Origin of the sequence: Flavobacterium cryophilum, assembly GCF_048286555.1 — a bacterium.
GTDB lineage: Bacteria > Bacteroidota > Bacteroidia > Flavobacteriales > Flavobacteriaceae > Flavobacterium.
This window is the reverse complement of the sequence record NZ_JBLVPZ010000001.1, coordinates 556,877-575,627: the sequence shown is the minus strand read 5'-3', so window position 1 is coordinate 575,627 and position 18,751 is coordinate 556,877. Positions and strand designations below refer to the sequence as shown.

At 35.4% G+C, this 18,751-nt stretch carries 12 protein-coding genes; 1 reads left to right on the top strand and 11 read right to left on the bottom strand.

Features of this window, described 5'->3' with window-relative positions; all coding sequences use genetic code 11:
- Positions 1 to 82 precede the first annotated feature (82 nt).
- A complete protein-coding gene (aspS, locus tag ACNQGJ_RS02570; RefSeq protein WP_417970366.1) occupies positions 83 to 1,870 on the bottom strand; it encodes an aspartate--tRNA ligase in 1,788 nt (595 codons plus the stop codon).
- Positions 1,871 to 2,097: 227 nt separating this feature from the next.
- Here aspS and ACNQGJ_RS02565 point away from each other — a divergent pair, with 227 nt between their 5' ends.
- Positions 2,098 to 2,445, top strand: a complete 348-nt coding sequence (locus ACNQGJ_RS02565) for a toxin-antitoxin system YwqK family antitoxin (protein WP_417970368.1) — start codon at positions 2,098 to 2,100, stop codon at positions 2,443 to 2,445.
- A 394-nt stretch (positions 2,446 to 2,839) separates the two neighbouring features.
- Here the strand turns inward: ACNQGJ_RS02565 and ACNQGJ_RS02560 are convergent, their stop codons facing one another.
- The 10 genes from ACNQGJ_RS02560 to ACNQGJ_RS02515 all read right to left on the bottom strand — a co-directional run bounded on the left by ACNQGJ_RS02560 (position 2,840) and on the right by ACNQGJ_RS02515 (position 18,740).
- Positions 2,840 to 4,525: a sodium/sugar symporter gene (locus ACNQGJ_RS02560; RefSeq protein ID WP_417970370.1), complete on the bottom strand. Its 1,686-nt coding sequence runs from the start codon at positions 4,523 to 4,525 to the stop codon at positions 2,840 to 2,842.
- Between the two features lie 358 nt (positions 4,526 to 4,883).
- The gene (gene galE / locus ACNQGJ_RS02555; RefSeq protein ID WP_417970372.1) at positions 4,884 to 5,903 is read right to left on the bottom strand and encodes a UDP-glucose 4-epimerase GalE; all 1,020 of its coding nucleotides are present in this window, start codon (positions 5,901 to 5,903) and stop codon (positions 4,884 to 4,886) included.
- A complete protein-coding gene (locus ACNQGJ_RS02550) occupies positions 5,900 to 6,952 on the bottom strand; it encodes a UDP-glucose--hexose-1-phosphate uridylyltransferase (protein WP_417970374.1) in 1,053 nt (350 codons plus the stop codon). Before ACNQGJ_RS02550 ends, galE begins: the two co-directional genes overlap by 4 nt.
- 1 nt (position 6,953) lies before the next feature.
- Positions 6,954 to 8,123: a galactokinase gene (galK, locus tag ACNQGJ_RS02545; protein WP_417970376.1), complete on the bottom strand. Its 1,170-nt coding sequence runs from the start codon at positions 8,121 to 8,123 to the stop codon at positions 6,954 to 6,956.
- A 138-nt stretch (positions 8,124 to 8,261) separates the two neighbouring features.
- Positions 8,262 to 10,688, bottom strand: coding sequence for a DUF4982 domain-containing protein (locus tag ACNQGJ_RS02540; protein WP_417970378.1), 2,427 nt, complete (start codon positions 10,686 to 10,688; stop codon positions 8,262 to 8,264).
- 34 nt (positions 10,689 to 10,722) lie between these two features.
- Complete coding sequence (locus tag ACNQGJ_RS02535) at positions 10,723 to 11,772, bottom strand: glycoside hydrolase family 53 protein (protein WP_417970380.1); 1,050 nt, start codon at positions 11,770 to 11,772, stop codon at positions 10,723 to 10,725.
- A gap of 1 nt (position 11,773) precedes the next feature.
- Positions 11,774 to 12,826: an aldose epimerase family protein gene (locus tag ACNQGJ_RS02530; protein ID WP_417970382.1), complete on the bottom strand. Its 1,053-nt coding sequence runs from the start codon at positions 12,824 to 12,826 to the stop codon at positions 11,774 to 11,776.
- 712 nt (positions 12,827 to 13,538) lie between these two features.
- A complete protein-coding gene (locus ACNQGJ_RS02525; RefSeq protein WP_417970384.1) occupies positions 13,539 to 13,676 on the bottom strand; it encodes an alpha-galactosidase in 138 nt (45 codons plus the stop codon).
- A 246-nt stretch (positions 13,677 to 13,922) separates the two neighbouring features.
- Positions 13,923 to 17,057 carry a beta-galactosidase, LacZ type gene (gene lacZ, locus ACNQGJ_RS02520; protein WP_417970386.1) on the bottom strand — a complete coding sequence of 1,045 codons (3,135 nt, stop codon included), beginning with the start codon at positions 17,055 to 17,057 and terminating at the stop codon, positions 13,923 to 13,925.
- 165 nt (positions 17,058 to 17,222) lie between these two features.
- On the bottom strand, positions 17,223 to 18,740 hold the full coding sequence (locus ACNQGJ_RS02515) for a RagB/SusD family nutrient uptake outer membrane protein (protein ID WP_417970388.1): 1,518 nt from the start codon (positions 18,738 to 18,740) through the stop codon (positions 17,223 to 17,225).
- Positions 18,741 to 18,751: the final 11 nt, after the last annotated feature.

Genomic DNA, 18,751 nt, shown 5'->3' with positions numbered 1-18,751 from the left:
ATACGAAAGTCATTCTTCTCTTTTTATTTTGAAAAATATTGATATTCAACGTTTTCTGACAAATTTAATCGATAAACGGCAACTACGCCAATTTTATATGCAGCTCTTTTAACTGCGATTCGGCTATTGTAGATGGAGCATCAATCATAACATCTCTTCCTGAATTGTTTTTTGGAAAAGCAATAAAGTCCCGAATCGTTTCCTGACCGCCTAAAATCGCAACTAATCGATCCAATCCAAAAGCTAAACCCCCGTGTGGTGGTGCACCAAACTGAAAGGCATCCATTAAGAAACCAAATTGTGCTTTAGCTTCTTCTTCTGTAAAACCTAAATAGTTAAACATTAGTTGTTGTGTTGCTTTATCATGAATACGAATGGATCCACCACCAATTTCGTTTCCGTTCAAAACCATATCATATGCGTTAGCACGAACTTTACCCGGACTAGTTTCCAGTAAGTGCATGTCTTCGGGCTTTGGCGATGTAAAAGGATGATGCATGGCATGGAAGCGACCGCTTTCTTCGTCAAACTCCAATAAAGGAAAATCAACTACCCACAGCGGCGCAAATTCGGCTGGGTTTCTCAAGCCCAATCGTGTTGCTAATTCCATACGTAATGCGCTTAATTGAGTACGCGTTTTATCGGTTGGACCCGAAAGCACAAAAATCATGTCTCCAGCTTTTGCACCGGTAATTTTTGCCCATTGCGTTAAATCGTCTTGGTCGTAGAATTTATCTACAGATGATTTGAAAGTTCCGTCTTCATTACATTTTACATAAACCATTCCGCTTGCGCCAACTTGTGGACGTTTTACCCAGTCAATTAGTCCATCAATTTCTTTACGCGTATAATTTCCTGCTCCGGGAACTGCTATTCCAACTACTAATTCAGCTTCTTCAAAAATTAAAAACTCATTAAATTCTTTAAATGTAGCAATATCACTTCCTGCTCCTTTTCTTCTTTTAGCTCCTGCGTTTAACTCGCCAAACTCCATTCCGAAACGGATGTCCGGTTTGTCATTTCCATATGTTTTCATCGCGTAATCGTAGGTAATTCTTGGGAATTTATCTACTTCGAGACCTTTTATTTCTTTTAATAAATGCCTTGTCAATCCTTCAAAAACATTTAAAATATCTTCTTGTTCCACAAAAGCCATTTCACAATCAATTTGCGTGAATTCTGGCTGTCTGTCTGCACGTAAATCCTCGTCACGGAAACATTTCACGATTTGGAAATATTTATCCATTCCGCCTACCATCAATAATTGCTTGAAAGTTTGCGGCGACTGAGGTAACGCATAAAACTGTCCTTCATTCATTCGAGAAGGCACCACAAAATCCCTAGCGCCTTCGGGAGTAGATTTAATCAAATAAGGCGTTTCTATTTCACAAAAATCCAAATCAGAAAGATATTTTCTAACTTCCATGGTTACTTTATGACGAAACATCAAACTGTTTTTTACCGGATTTCTTCGAATGTCGAGATAGCGGTATTTCATTCTGATATCTTCTCCACCATCCGTTTCATCTTCAATTGTAAAAGGAGGCGTAAGCGAAGCGTTAAGAATTGTAAGTTGAGTAACTAAAATTTCAATATCCCCAGTTGCAATATTTTTATTTTTGGCTTCACGCTCAATAACAGTTCCTTTCACCTGAATTACAAATTCGCGACCAAGAGTTTTAGCCAATTCAAAAACTGATTTTTCTGAACGACCTTCGTCAAAAATTAATTGTGTAATTCCATAACGGTCTCGTAAATCAACCCAGTTCATAAATCCTTTATCACGCGATTTTTGAACCCATCCCGCAAGGGTAACTTCTGTATTAATATGAGTGGCATTTAATTCGCCACAATTATGACTTCTATACATGATTCAAATTTTAGATTATTTTCCCCTTTGGAGACGGGTGCAAATTTAGGACTAATTATGAATAATGAATTGAGAAATAAGAAATTTTAGTGACTGGTTTATTCGTAAACTTTATTGCCAATGTTAAATTTTATTCCAATGTTACTAAATTGTTAACTTAAAGTTTTTTTATTGTAAAATGTTTTATATATTTGTTAAGCTAATATGAATTTAAAAAACCAATCGACATGAAAAAATATATAATCTTAACCGCATTAATCTTCTCAGGTATAGCATTTGCTCAAGAAAACGATCCGAAATTAGAAGCTGTCGGTGATTTAGTAAAAACAACTTACTACTTTGAAAATGGAAAAGTACAACAAGAAGGTTTCTTTAAAAACGGAAAACTGGAAGGAATTTGGACTGCTTACGATACAAACGGTAACAAATTATCTGTTGCTATTTATGAAAATGGACAGAAAACTGGAAAATGGCTTTTTTGGAATGGCAATAACCTAAACGAAGTAGATTATTCTAACAGTAGAATTGCTTCCGTAAAAACTTGGAAACAAGAAGCATTGGTTATCAGAGACTAAAAGGCATTTTTTAACATACTAAAAAAAGCTTCCAATCATTTTGGAAGCTTTTTTTATATCTGCTATTTTCTACATACTCAGTACCCATTATTGTTTAAATTCTCTTTAGAACTCCACAATACTAATCGGCTAAATGGCTCAAACCACACCGAACCACAACGAACCGCACAAGATACTGTATATCTGTTGGAACAATACATGGTCTTACTTAATCTCAATTTATTTTGAGTGGTTCAGCCAATCTTTCATAGGCACCGATTTTAATTCTATTGGTAATATTTCAACATGTATTTAAAATCAAATACCGTTTAGTTAAGATCATTTGGTTGAACCAATATTTCTTAACTAAACGGCAATGACTTTATTCCTCTATGCTAAACTACTTGTTATACAACTACCAGAATTTTGCGTACAAAGCAAAAATAATCAATAAAATAATGACGATTAATACTGTTGTTTGAGGTTTCACCTTAAACATTTGAGCATCTAATTCAAAAGCTTTTGGATTCACTTTCGGTCCAGCAAAACTCACTGCTATCATAATTAGCATGGTGAACATAAATGACAATCCCATACAAATATGAAATGGTATTTCATATCCGCCTTTCCCATTGGTGTAGGCAGTGTATAATAATGTTTCATTTCCAAACAATTCCGGCGCAAATTCGTTAAATAAAACCGACAACAAGAAACCTGAAATCACCCCTATTATCGCCGCAGTACCCGTAGTTCTTTTCCAGAACATTCCAAGGAAAAACATAGCAAAAACCCCCGGACTGATAAACCCTGTATATTTTTGGATATAAGTAAACCCACCTACACCACCAATTCCTAAGATATCATTCCAAGTAAATACGACAGCCAAAAGCATGGCTGCAAAAACAGCATATCTTCCTATGTTGACCTGGCTTCGATCACTCGCATCTTTTTGAATGTATTTTTTATGCACATCTAAAGTATAAATAGTAGAAATACTATTCACTTTTCCCGCCAATGACGCAACAATAGCAGCTGTTAAAGCAGCTACAGACAATCCTTTTAAACCTGTTGGTAAAAACGTTAACACAGCAGAATACGCACCATCTTTTCCACCTACTAATTGAGGCAAATGTCCATTCTCATACAAAACATAAGCCGCAATACCTGGCAACATAACAATAAGCGGCATTAATAATTTCAAAATACCTGCAAACAAAATACCTGTACGCGCCGTTTGTAAATCGGCACCCAAAGCCCTCTGCGTAATGTATTGGTTACAACCCCAATAATTAAGATTAATAATCCAGATACCCGCCAAATACGACATCATTCCAGGGAAAGTAAGATATTTATTAATATCATTTTGAGACGAAGTCGCTGTTGGTTCTGGAATAATCATTTTGAAATGCTCCGGAGCTTCTCTCATTAATACCTTAAATCCTGCAATTGCATTTTCTCCAACTCCAAAATATTGTCCAACGGTAGTCAAAGCAATATATGACGTAACCAACCCACCGATAATTAAAACAGCAACTTGAATCACATCAGTGTAGGCCACCACTTTCATACCTCCCAAGGAGATTATTAAAGCAAAAACGGCAAGCCCAATCATAATAGCGTGTAAATATTCGCCGCCGGCTAATCCATTAATGGCAACAGCACCTAAATATAAAATAGAAGTAAGATTTACAAATACATATAAAAACAACCAGAATACTGCCATTATTAAAGCAGTTGATTCGTTATACCTTGTTTTTAAAAATTGTGGCATGGTGTAAATCTTGTTTTTCAAATAAACTGGAATAAACCAAACGGCTACAATAATTAAAGCGATTGCGGCAATCCACTCATAAGCAGCAACTGCAATTCCTAAAAAGAATCCTTCCCCACTCATTCCAATAAACTGTTCAGCTGAAATATTAGATGCAATTAGTGAAGCTCCAATAGCCCACCAAGTCAATGTTCCCTCAGCAAGGAAATAAGCTTTGGCATCATGTTCGTTTTTCTCACGTTTGCGATAAACGGTATATCCGTAAGTGGATACCACGATAAAATAGATAATAAATACTGCGTAATCAGCAAAAGCTAGGTTTTGGTTCATGAGTAATTTGTGTTATAGAAATTAATATAAATAAACGAGATTATTGTTTTGCATTATGTAATACTTTTATGGAGTGTAATTATACTGTTTTTTTTTACAAATTACATTTAGATTAGCTTAAAAGCGCATAATTCCATCATAGAATTGATTGTAAAATGTGATATGTATTTTAATTTTATTATTTTTTTAAGAATTATGAAAGTCAAATGTAAATTAAAAATAGTTATTTACATCATTATAAATGTATTTTTTACATTTATAATTACAATGTAAGTTAAATCTTAAAAAAAGAATTCTTAATCATTTACGCAAACAATATTTTATACTTATTTCACAATAAATATTGATTCATAAAAATTTAAGTATTATTTCTAACCTTCTGCTCCCATTTCCACGCACTGGCAATCGCTTCTTCGAGCGTTGATTGTGTTTTCCAACCCAAAATAGTATTCGCTTTATCCGTATTGGCGTAAACCGAAGTCACATCTCCTTCCCTCCTTGGAACAATGGTGTAAGGCAATTTTACTCCACTAACTTTCTCGAAAGCCATAATCACTTCCAGCACTGAGCTTCCCGTTCCGGTTCCCAGATTAAAAACTTCTAATTTCTCAGCATTCTTTTTGTTTACTAATCGTTGCAAAGCTATCACATGGGCTTTCGCCAAATCGACTACGTGTATATAATCGCGAACACAGGTGCCGTCAACCGTTGGGTAATCATTCCCATACACGGATAATGAAGCACGCAAACCCATTCCGGTTTGTGTAATAAAAGGAACCAAATTTTGTGGCACACCCATAGGCAGTTCTCCAATTTCAGCTGACGGATGCGCACCGATAGGATTAAAATAGCGCAACAAAATAGCATTGATAGTACTTACTTTCGTAACATCCGCAATAATCTCCTCTCCTATTTGCTTGGTATTACCATACGGTGACATTGCCGTTTGAATTGGTGTCGTTTCAGCAATTGGCATCACTTCGGCTTGACCATAAACGGTACAAGAAGAACTAAAAATAAAATTAGCTTCTGGTTTTTTCTGTAATTCCTGCAAAATATAAACTAATGAAGCCACATTGTTTTCATAATACAACAAAGGTTCTTTCACGCTTTCGCCAACAGCTTTGGAGGCTGCAAAATGAATTACACCTTCCACATCATCATGCTTCTTAAAAAAAGCGTGAACTGCTGCTTTATCTCTCAAATCTATTTGTTCAAAAAGCGGCTTCTTACCAGTAATTCTCTTGATGCCATCCAAAACGTCAATTGATGAATTAGACAAATTATCAATGACTATTACTTCATAGTTTTCGTTTTGCAATTCGACTACGGTATGCGAACCAATAAATCCCAGACCTCCGGTAACAACTATTTTCATGACTTATTTTTATAATGTACATTCGATTGCGCTCTTAAAAAGGCTGCACTTTTCTCCGCCGTGATGTCCCTTTGCGATTCACCCATCATTTCATACCCAACCATAAATTTTTTAACGGTTGCAGACCGCAACAACGGTGGATAAAAATGCATGTGAAAATGCCATTCCGGATGCATTTCACCATCTGTAGGCGATTGATGAATTCCTGATGAATACGGAAAAGAAGTTTCAAAAAGGTTATCGTATTTGGTTGTTAATTGTTTTAAAATATTCGCAAAATCCCTCACTTCGTTTTCCGTGAAATCAGTTATTTTATTCACATTTCGTTTGCTGACAATCATAGTTTCATAGGGCCAAATCGCCCAAAAAGGAACTAATGCCACGAAATGGTCATTCTCAACAACAATGCGCTCGTCCAGTTTCATTTCTTCTTGTAAGTAATCCTGAAAAAGCGTTCTGTTGTGTTTATCAAAATACGCTTTTAGATTATTTTGCGTTTTTTCCACTTCGGTTGGCAAAGACGATTGCGCCCAAATTTGTCCGTGCGGATGTGGATTACTGCACCCCATCACACTTCCTTTATTTTCAAAAATCTGCACATGATTGATGTAGTCCACATTACCTAAATCCGAGTATTCTTTTTGCCAAGTATGAATGATATTTTCAATCGCTTCTGCAGGCATTTCAGGCAAGGTCAAATTATGTTTTGGCGAAAAGCACACCACACGAGAAATTCCTCTTTCCGGTATAGCTTTAAAAAAAGTCTCCTTCTTATTTTCTTCAAAAGCAATTTCGTCTTGCTTTAAAGCGGCAAAATCATTTTCAAAAACAAAAGAATTTTCATAATCCGGATTTACCATGCCATTCGCTCGAACATTCCCAGGACATAAGTAACATGTCAAATCATATTCTGGCAGTGCATCGGAGTGAACGTTTTCGTTTTGACCTTGCCAAGGACGTTTCGAACGATGGGGAGAAACCAATACCCATTCGTTAATTAACGGATTAAAGCGTCTGTGCGGATCTTCGTTGATATCAAAGTTTTTCATTCTAATTATTGTTATAAAGTGATGTTCCGTTTCCGATTTTAACATCATAAATTTTTAATTCTATTCCAAAAGCATCAAAATAGAGCGCTGATAGTTGCTGTTTAATTCGTTCTTCATGCCCTTTTTTGATCAAGTTGATGGTGCAACCTCCAAAACCACCACCCATTAATCGGGAACCCACTACGGCTTCTTCTTTTTTAAGCGTATTCACAATCATGTCTAATTCAGCACAACTCACTTCATAATCAACGGACAATCCTTCGTGCGTTTCGAACATTAATTTCCCTAAAACTTCAATCTTTCCATGATCTAATGCTTCACAAGCTAGTTTTACCCGATTGATTTCCTGTACAACAAAAAGACACCTTTTAAAAACATTGGCACGCATTACATGTTGCAATCCTAAAACATGTTGCTCGCTACAATCTCTAAAACTAGTTATCTCAGGAAAATTATTTTTTATAATCGCAATCCCTTCTTCACATTGCTCTCTTCTTTCATTATAAGCCGATGTCATTAAGGAATGTTTTACATTCGAATCGAATAAAACCAAAGAATAATCAATAAAATCAGCATTGTGATATTCATATTCTAAGGTCTTACAATCAATTTTTATGACTTTGTTTTCTTTTCCCATGACACTCGAAAACTGATCCATAATTCCGCAATTGATTCCTACCCAATGTTCAGCACTTTGACCCATTAAGGCAATATCAACCGGTTTTATTTTTAAGTCAAAAAGTTCGTTGATTCCAAACAAAAAGCCACATTCCAATGCTGCCGAAGAAGACAAACCAGAACCTACGGGAATATTACTGCTAAAAACACAGTTGAATCCATCAAATTTAAAACCTTTAATTTTCAGCTGATGAATGACACCTCGAATGTAATTAGTCCAAACACTTTCACTCAATTTCATATCAGTTGAAAGATCCACTTCAAAAGAATCGTCAAGGTCAATCGCAATAATCTTTGATGTATCAGATTTATTTTTTTCGAAAGCAAAACAGATAATTTTGTCAATTGCTGCCGGCAAAACATAGCCGTCATTATAATCAATATGTTCTCCAATGATATTAATTCTTCCCGGAGAAAGCACAATTTTTTGTGGTTCAGTTCCAAAGCTCTTTTCAAAGAAAGCAGTGGTGTTTTTTATTAGTAAATCGTTCATTTTCTTTAAATTACTGTTATTTTAAAATTGTTAAAGTATCCGATTTAAAAGCCGTACTTATTACTTGAACCACAATTTTATTTTTTTAAATCTTTTGTTTTTAAAAGTAGTGTTACACTACTTACTTACCTTTTTTATTTATTTCTCAGACACCAAGGTCAATTTACCACTCTTAAGCCCAGCGCCATTTACCTCCAATTTTATAGCACCCGCAGTTGTTGTCGATTTTACAAGCACTACCAATTTTCCGCTAAAAACTTTCATAGTATCTTTATGAAACATTTCGAGTGAAGTAGCATCACCATTGCAGGCAGCCCTGTAAGTACCCGCCCCTGAAACCTTAAATTTTAATTGATTAGTCGCCGTAGGACAAAGAATTCCATTTTTATCCACTACAGATACGGTTACAAAAGATATATCCTCGCCATCGGCAGTGATTGTTTTCCTGTCAGCATCTAAAACAATTTGGTACGGCTTGCCAGCAGTATGCACTTCTTCTTGAGCAACAGCTTTACCATTGTCATCAAAAGCCACAACTTTTACCGTTCCCGGCTCATATTTCACATCCATCCACATCAGACGATAGCGATTCTGTGGTGTACTTTTGTTTTTTTTCTGCACTCCCATACTTTCGCCATTTATAAAAAGTTCGGCGCTGTTGTAGCTCGTATATACAAAAACAGGAGTTATCTCTCCTTCACGGCCTTCCCAGTTCCAATGGGGTAAAATATGAAGAGTGGATTCCTTTGTATTCCAACGGCTTCGGTATAAATAATAACGGTCTTTAGGTAAACCCGCTAAATCGTTAATTCCAAAATAAGAACTTCGGGACGGCCAGCTTTCATCATAAGGCGTCGGTTCTCCTAAATAATCAAAACCAGTCCAAACAAACTCGCCAATTACCCAAGGTTTATCATCTTGAAGCACAAAATCTTCATCAGGTACATTAGACCAACTACACGCTTCCAAATCGTAAGAGGAGGACTGAAAATCAGGATATTGTTTCATTTTTTCCTGAACCACAGGAAATTTATAAATCCCTCTGGAGCTAACTGTTGAAGCTGTTTCTGAACCTAAAATAAACCCTTGCGGAAATTTTGCAAATGCCTCATCATATAAATGCACCCGATAATTCAATCCTGGAACATCCAGCAAAGCTCCAAAACCAGATTCCATAGTCGCTTTTACCTGATCCATACCAACAGTTACCGGACGTGTTGGGTCTTCTCTATGAAATATTTCCTGCAACCATTTGGCTCGTTTTACACCAGCTTCTCCCCATTGATCAGGCACTTCATTTCCAGAACTCCACATCACAATAGAAGGATGATTTCTTGTTGCCTGCACTAAATTTACGATATCTTTTTCGGCATATTCTTCAAAAAAACGATGGTACCCATTTTCTACTTTTGGCTTTGCCCATTCATCAAAACTCTCTGCTAAAAACATAAAACCCATTTCATCTGCCAACTCGAGTTGCTCAAAAGAGGGCATATTGTGCGAACTGCGTATCGCATTACAACCCATCTCTTTTAATATCTTCATTTGCCTGCGCAACGCGGATTTATTCACTGCAACTCCGAGGGGACCAAGATCGTGGTGCAGACAAACGCCTTTAAATTTGGTTATCTTTCCATTCAGACTAAAACCTTTATTGGGCTCGTATTTTATTTCTCGAATGCCAAAACGAGTTGAAATCTCATCTTTTAGTTCTTTTCCAACATACAATTGGGAAACCGCTGTATACAAATAAGGCGTTTCGGGACTCCACAATTTTGGTTTTTCTACCTTTATATTTTGATCGAACTCATTTCCGAATGGTATAGCCGACTCCTCTGAGCTCAGTTTATGTCCTTCAGCATCAAAAATAGTGGTAACTAAACGGCTATTTTTGCCGGAAATTTTTGTCTTAATATTTACTTTGGCACTTCCTTCACTGATAAAAGGTGTCGTTATAAACTGCCCCCATTGGTCAATGCTTTCGTTATTTTTTACAATGACACTTACCTTTCGATACAAACCGGCACCAGGATACCAGCGGGAAGCAAATTCTTTATTGGTTAATTTTACTGATAATGTGTTGGCTCCTTCTTGTATAAATTGGGAAACATCAAAATAAAAATAACTATAGCCATACGCCCATTCTCCCACTTTTTTTCCGTTTAAATACACCTGCGGTTCGCTCATTGCACCTTCAAAAAGTAAAATTATTTTTTTCCCTTTTGAATTTTTAGGCAATGTAAATGTATTGCGGTACCACGCTGTTCCAACATGAGGTAGCGCGCCTGTTCGTCCCGTTTTTTCGGTAGCTATTTTTTCTCCGTTTTGAACGATGGCAACTTTTTGTATATCTACATTTTTATCAAAAGGCCCGTAAATTGCCCAGTCATGTGGGACGGTTACGGATTCCCATTTCGAATCATTAAAATTTACTTTAAAAGCCTCTTCAAAATCGCCTTTTTGAAATTTCCAATTGGTATCTAACACTTTAACGGCTCGTGTTTGAGATACAGCCAATTGAGTAAAAGTGAAACATACAAACAGAACGTGTATTACTTTCTTCATTTTCAAACCTTTTTTAAAATTTTATTAATCAAAACTATTCTTTGAATGCGTCCAGCGCCATTGATGGTTTCCCGTCAGGCTGCCAAGTGCTCAGGGAATAACCGCTCCAACTTTTTTCTCCTTGTGGTTCCCAATAAATTACGCCAAGTCCTTTGTTATTTGGTACTGCTTCGACCGCTTTAATTGTCGCTGCGAGCATATCAAAGGTATTTTGAACTTTGTCGTATTCCCCTCCTACTTCTACAACCATCACTTCTTTGTCATATCTGGCAACCATGTCATTCAGATTATTCGCTAAATCCGCAATAGTTTTGGTATAGTCTTTCTTGATCCAAAAAGGATAATAGGACATTCCAATCATGTCGTATTTTACCTTATTTGCTGTAGCATTATCAAAAAATAATCTGAATTTTTCATTATTATTTCCTTCGTCAAGATGAACGATTACTTTAATTTTAGGATCAATAGCTTTTGTAGCTTCATAGCCTTTGTTGAGTAATTGTGCTAATTGATTCCAATTTTTAGTACTCCCTTGTGGCCACATCATTCCTCCGGGGATTTCATTCCCTACTTGAACCCATTCCGGCGTAACTCCAGCCGATTTTAATGCGCTTAAAACATCAAAAGTATGGTTGTAAACATCCATCATTAATTCTGGAAAAGTATGGTTTTCCCATGCTTTTGGTTTGAATTGTTTACCAGGATCTGCCCACGAATCGCTGTAATGAAAATCGATCATAATACGCATTCCCATTTTTTGAGCTCGTAAAGCCGCTACAACCGTTTCCTCTTTGCTGCAATGTCCACTGGCTTTATCATCATTTGGATTTACCCAAACACGCAAACGAACGGTATTCATTCCTCTGTCTTTCAGCAGTTGTAAACAGTCCTTTTCAGAGCCATCAGTGTCATAAAATTTATATCCAGTGGCCTCCATTTGGGGCAACCATCCTACATCGGCTCCTTTTGCAAAATCAGGGGAGGTTGGCATTGGTCGAGATGACTGTCCTACATTTATTTGTGAATTACATGACATAAAAAACAAAAATGACACCAACAGCACTATAAGTTTAGTATTTTTCATATTAAAAAGATTGAAATTTGTAAATGGTTTTATGATAATATACTTCTCCTTTTTTCAAAAAAGAATTTGGAAAGTGTTCATGATTTGGTGCATCGGGAAAGTTTTGGGTTTCAAAACAAATTCCGCTTGTTGAATGATAATCCGCATTTTCTTTGCCTTTTATTTTATGGAAACAATTGCCTCCTATATAAATATGTACTGCAGGTTGATTCGTATAAACTGACATTTTCAGCAAGTTCTTTCTACTAAAGAGTGATGCCGAAAATTCATCTTCTTTTTCTAAAATAAACGTATTATCAATTTTTGAAGGACATTGTTTTGGCTGACTAAAATCAAAAGGATTATTTACTAAATTCAAAAATCTTCCTGTTGGAATATTGTCATTGGTTGTTTCTAACAATCTATGCGAGTTAACCATTAGTTCTTGCTCAGAAACACTGGATTTGTGTCCGTCAAGATTAAAATAACTGTGATGTGTTAAATTCACAACGGTATCTTTTGTCGTTGATGCCGTGTAAGTAATCATTAATTCATTTGCATCCGATAAAGTATAAGTCAATTCGACGGTTAAATCGCCGAGGAAATTTTCTTCTTGATCAGAACTAAAATAAGATAACGTTATAGAAGGATTCTTACCGTTATTTACATTTTTTACCTTCCATATTTTTTGGCTGAAACCGCCATTTCCACCATGTATAGAATGATTCTTATGATTCTTTTTTAAATGAATTGATGTGCCATTTAAAGCAAATTCGCTGTTGTTAATTCTACCCGCAAACCTTCCAATAGTCGCTCCAAAGTAAGGTGCATTTTCCATATCAAATGATTTAATATAAGACTCTAACGTATCAAAACCCAATACTACGTCTACCATTTCACCTCTTTTTAGCGGCATTTTCAAAGCGGTAATAGTGGCGCCAAAATTAGTAACCTTCAATTGCATTCCGTTTTTATTACTTAATTCATAAAGAGAAACATCGTCACCTTCTGATGTAAAACCAAATAATTCAATTACAGAATTAGCTTTAAAATGCGATAAACGTTTTATTTTCATGATTTACTTAAGAAATATGAAAACCAAAAGTAAAATAATAATTTAGAATAACATACCAGTACCTACCAGTTTTTGTATCTTACAAAAAATCAACAATGTTTACTACATTTATATTTGTAAGTAAAACGAAACCTTTCTACGCACAACATATTTTTATCTTACCACCTCTGTAATTATAAATACTACATTAGTTCTCATTAAATTTACATTCGGGTTCACCCCTACTTTCATAAGAAAACCACCTAAAAAAATATTTTCAGGTGGTATTGTCGAATTAGTTCCCGGATATAGGTTTAATTCTTTTATCGCATATTTTTTAATGGATCTAATCCTTTCAAAACTACAGGAAATGTTGTTGCTGGCAACATAAATCGATTATTTATCAAATAATTAAAGACAACCGCCTTACTCATGTCTTAATCAACATACATTAATGCAGAAATATCATTTTCATATTATCACTCTGCCAGAATTCTGTAAAGTATTTCAGTAATTCATAATCTCTACGTCCACCTGCGTATAACATCATTGGAACTTTCGGATATTTAACACGAATTCTTTCTTATACTTTTTACAAACCTCTTATATAATCAACATATAAATTAGATTATGGAATGCCTTTTTTGTTATGATAGGCTGAATACGCGTTGTAAATAAACATTACAATCCTATTTTATAAATGCAAATTCAGGATTTTTAATAAAAAGGTAGTCTACAATACAAAATCTTGTACTTCTAGATTTGACAAATCAAGCACTAATTGATTTCTATAATACACTTCTGGTTTTTCCGGTTGACGAATTACCCAATCCAAGTGCTTTTCATATAACTTACTTTTAGGATTTACCATTTCAGGTTCAATCCAAATTTCAAATCTAACTCTTATTTTTTAGCTGTTTGCAATAGGTATTATAACTTTTTGCGCCTATAAACTGACTACACAAAACATGAAAAACATTGTAAAAAGACCATTTTTATTGAAAAAGAATTTTAGTTTTTCTTTCATAATAATTAATTTTAACAGCTTCATTTGTATCCGCTCAATTTATTTCACTCCAATTCATAAATATTAAAAAGAAGTGAAATTTCAATTTTTTTATTTCTTTTTAGGTTTAATAACAAAGCCATAACTGTACTCTTTGTCTTTCAATTGGTATTGTTCGTGTGGCATAGCACCCCAACTATTGTCTCCGCCTAAGCCTCTTTGCGCTAAATCAACACAAATCACTACTTCATTTCGTGGTGTAATGTCATTTGTGTGACGGTATTTTTTTGTCAAACCTGGATCAAAATCTTCAGGATAATTATGTAGTGCACTAACTCCTAATGGCTGTAAACCTTCTATTTCAATTCCATTTCCCAAATTATTTGTAAGTGTTAACCAACGAACATCCGTTTTATATCCATTCTCTTGAGGACGTGTGTAAGGAACATATTGATCAGCAACCTTACTTTCGTAAATTCCTTTCAGAGATGATGTGTTTCTATCTTGATAATTCTCCCAAGGTCCTCTTCCGTAATAACTAAAATTATCAAACTCTTTTTTGAGAGAGAACAACATTCCAAAACGAGGCATTTCGGCCAATGGATTTTTTCCTGCTTTGAATGAATTCTGTACTGTTAAACTACCGTCAGAGTCCATTGTGTAAGTAATGGTATAATAAGACGCTACATCTTTTAAGAAAAGGCGAGTTACTACTATTATTTTACTTCCTACTTCTTTTACCTCCATGGTATCCAAACTACTAAATCTACCTACAGTTCTCCATACATTACTGCTAACTTGCATGCTATTTCCAAAATCGTTATCCGTTGGGGCACGCCAAAAATTAGGAACTGGCATTTGATTAAAAAAATAGTCTCCATTAGATTTGTACTGTTGCATCAAACCTGTTTTCTTATTTATGGCGACTTCTACTCCAGCTGCACTGAGAGTTACGGTGTCTTGTCCATCTTTAAATGTAGAATTTGTACTATCACCAGCTGCTTTAACAAAGTACTTAGGCTCTCCAATTGAAAACTGTTCACGTGCTATTTCATAATTTTGAGGCAACACTTCCGTACCTTCTTTTGTATAGGCAAAAATATTTAAAAGATATTCGACTCCGTTTAGTGATTCTAATTTTGGCAATGGAAGTTGTATTTGTTTCTTGGATTGTGGCACAAGACTTATGTCAACAGCACCTGTCTTTATGACCAACCCGTTTTCTAAAATCTCATATTTGAAAAGGTATTTATCTAAATTTGTATAACCAAATCCGTTTTCTACCTGAATAATTCCTTGTTTTAAATCAACTGCTGTGAAAAGAACATCCTGATACACTTTTTTTACTTCAAAAGCACCTGGATGTGGTGTACGATCGGGCCAAACTAATCCGTTATGACAGAAATTTTCATCGTTGGTGTAATTTTGGCTTCCCATATCTCCACCATACGACCAATATTTACGTCCTACTTCATCTGTCATTTCAAATCCCTGATCGACCCAATCCCAGATAAATCCCCCCTGCATATTATTACTGCTGCGAATAATATCCCAATATTCCTGAAAATTACCACTACTGTTCCCCATAGCATGTGAGTATTCACACATAATAAACGGACGTTTCACCTCTTTACGTTTAGCATACTCCCTCATATAATCCATACTAGGATACATGGGACAAACTATATCGGTGTTTTCCTCTTCACCAGCTTGCTCAAATTGAACCAATCGAGTTTTATCTCTGTTTTTTATCCAATTATAAGCCTCTTGAAAAACAGGTCCGTTTCCACACTCATTACCCAAAGACCAAAGAATTACAGAAGGTTGATTTTTATCTCGTTCTACCAAACTGTAAATGCGATCCATGTGAGCTGCTTTCCATTCGGGCAGATAAGCAGGATGTTTCGTTTTATCGAAGGAACCTTGCGATTCAGCACCCATACCATGAGTTTCAATATTAGCCTCGTCTACCAAGAACAAACCATATTGATTACACAACTTCACCCATTCAAGGTTAGACGGATAATGACTGCTTCGCACCGCATTGATATTTAATTGCTTCATCATCCGAATGTCCTTCATCATGGTTTCTTTAGTTTGATAATGACCCGTTTTAGGATTGTGTTCATGTATATTTACACCATGCACCATGATTCGGATGCCGTTAACTAATAACTGTCCGTTCTTTAATTCTACTTTTCGGAAACCGATTTGAGTAGTAACGGTTTCCACGGACTTTCCAGTATCATCTTTAAGTGTAAGCAATAGAGTATATAAATAAGGACTTTCATTGTTCCATAAAAGTGGCGAATCTACTTTTTCATTAAAGCTAACTGATTCCGTTGAATTTGCTTTTAAATTTATTTTAATCGTTTTTGCAAAAACTTTCTTTCCTGTTGCATCCACCAATTTAGCTTCTACAGTTTGATTATTTTTTTCAACCTTATTCATGTTCTTAAGTTTAACATCAACAGAGAGACTTCCGTTTTTATAAGAATTGTCAAGATCAGGACGTGCAAAGAAGTCTGCAATACGAGTGTTAGCCGTACTGTAAAGATAAACGTCACGATCTATTCCTGACAAACGCCAAAAATCTTGATCTTCTAAATACGATCCATCACTCCAACGATAAACCTCAACAGCAACCTGGTTTTTACCGGATTTTACATATTTAGTAATGTCAAATTCCGTAGGACTTTTCGTGTTTTCACTATACCCTACTTTTTCTCCATTTAACCAAATATACATCGCCGAAGTTCCTGCTTCAAAATGAAGGTAAACACGACGTCCGTTCCAGTTTTTTGGCAACTCGAAAGCACGTCGGTAAGATCCCACTGGATTATCTGCATGATCAATAAATGGTGGATTTTTGACAAATGGATAGGTAATGTTAGTATAAATAGGAATTCCATATCCGTTTAATTCCCAGTTTGAAGGCACAGAAATTTCTTTCCAGTTGGTTGTATTAAAATCTGTTTTAAAAAAATCTTTAGGACGCTGATCGGGTGTTGGTGCCCAATTAAATTTCCATTTCCCGTTTAAGGTAAGAAACCAAGGAGAACGAGTGTAATCATCAGCAATAGCAGATGATTCATCAGCATAAGGTAAAAATGCAGCTCTTGCAGGTTCTCTATTAATCTGAAATATTGCTGGATTTTCCCAATCATTAGTCATTGGCTTTTCTTGTGAGAACACAACCAAAGAAATAACGGTAAAAATGCAGGCTAAAATTGTTTCGTTTTTCATTTATAATGAATTTTTAAGATCGAAATACTTTTATCTGATAAATTTAAACATATCGGATATTTTATATAAGAGATGACAAATGATTAATTCACTATGATATAGCTTATTGACCATTTGTCAAATTCTTAATTTAACTTTTTATTAATTAAATTGCATAAACCCTAATTACCAATTGGCATTTTGTGTCATTTTTGGGTTGTTATTCAATTCACTTTCCGGAATAGGAAAGTAGTTGTATTTCGCCGAGTAATTAAGATAACCACCAACTTGACTTTCTTTGATTACTTTTTCTAAAGTACCCCATCTTCTTAAATCATACCAGTGAATTCCTTCACGAGCAAATTCAACATTTCTTTGGTGCATAATCTCATCCATCATTTGGGTTTGACTCCACCCTGTCATTGTAACAGTTGCTAACTTCGCTCTGTCTCTAATTCTTTTAACTAAAGGTATTGCTTGATCAACTTTTCCTTGCATAGTTTTTGCTTCAGCAAGCATCAAAAGAACATCAGCATAACGCATTGCGTATTCATTCAATTCTGATTTCCAATCTCCTTCATCATTATTCCACCAGTTTTGATTTTTTCTTATCCATATATCAGTCGTCTTAAACTTAGATGAAAAATTAGAATTGTAATACACACAACCTGGATAATCCCACGCCAAAGTTGCAAGTGCTCTCGGATCAAAACTACCATCCGTCGTTTTCTCTTTTGTAATAGCCATTAATAATTTTTTTGTAGGCAACAGCTCAAACCATCCGCCAACTTCTCCTGGCGCCAATTCTTGTGCCATGGTAGTTGCCCTTGATCTTTCGGATGGAGTTCCACCCCAAATAGTAGCACCACCTTGTCTGCTGAATTGAATTTCAAACACTGATTCCTTACTGTTTTCGTGTTTGCCATCAAATAATTGTGCATAGTCATTTAAAAGACCAAACCCATTTGCAGTTTCGTTATTTACCAGTTTAGAAAATTGCTCTTCGGCTTTCGCCCAATTTTTTAAATATAAATACGATTTTCCAAGGTAAGCAATTGCCGTATTTTTGGTTACTCTGCCTTTTAAAGCTGAAGGATAGATTTCAGGTAGTGGACTTGTTGCTGCAGACTCAAAATCAGCAATAACTCGTTTCCATACTTCCTCTTCTGTTGATTTTTCTTTAAAATAATCTGCTGATTCTTTTACTAGATCTGTAAAAATTGGAACACTCCCAAATTCATTCACTAAATTAAAATAATTCAATCCTCTAAGAAATGTAGCTTCAGCAACTAACTGTGCTCTTTTTGTTTCATCAATATTTTTGATTTGAGGAGCATAATTGATTACTTGATTTGCACGAAATATACCAATGTACATTGCTTTATACATTCCAGTAGTTTCATTTGTACTAGGTGTATTCTTATAAGTAGAAACTGCATAACGCCCCGGAACATCATTTCTGGCAACAAAATTTTCTGTTCTGTTTTCCTTCAACTGCATTGCTTGTATTTCCCAGTAACCTGCGTTATTATTATCTACTAAAACATTGTAAACAGTCGCTAATCCAGACTCCAAATCCTCAGGAGTTTGCCAGAAAGAACTGGTTGTTACTTTACTAGGGTTTTGTAATTCTAAGTTATCAGAACAAGAACTTAACAAAGCTAGACCTCCCGCAAAATATAATAAAATTAATTTCTTTTTCATTTTTATTTAAT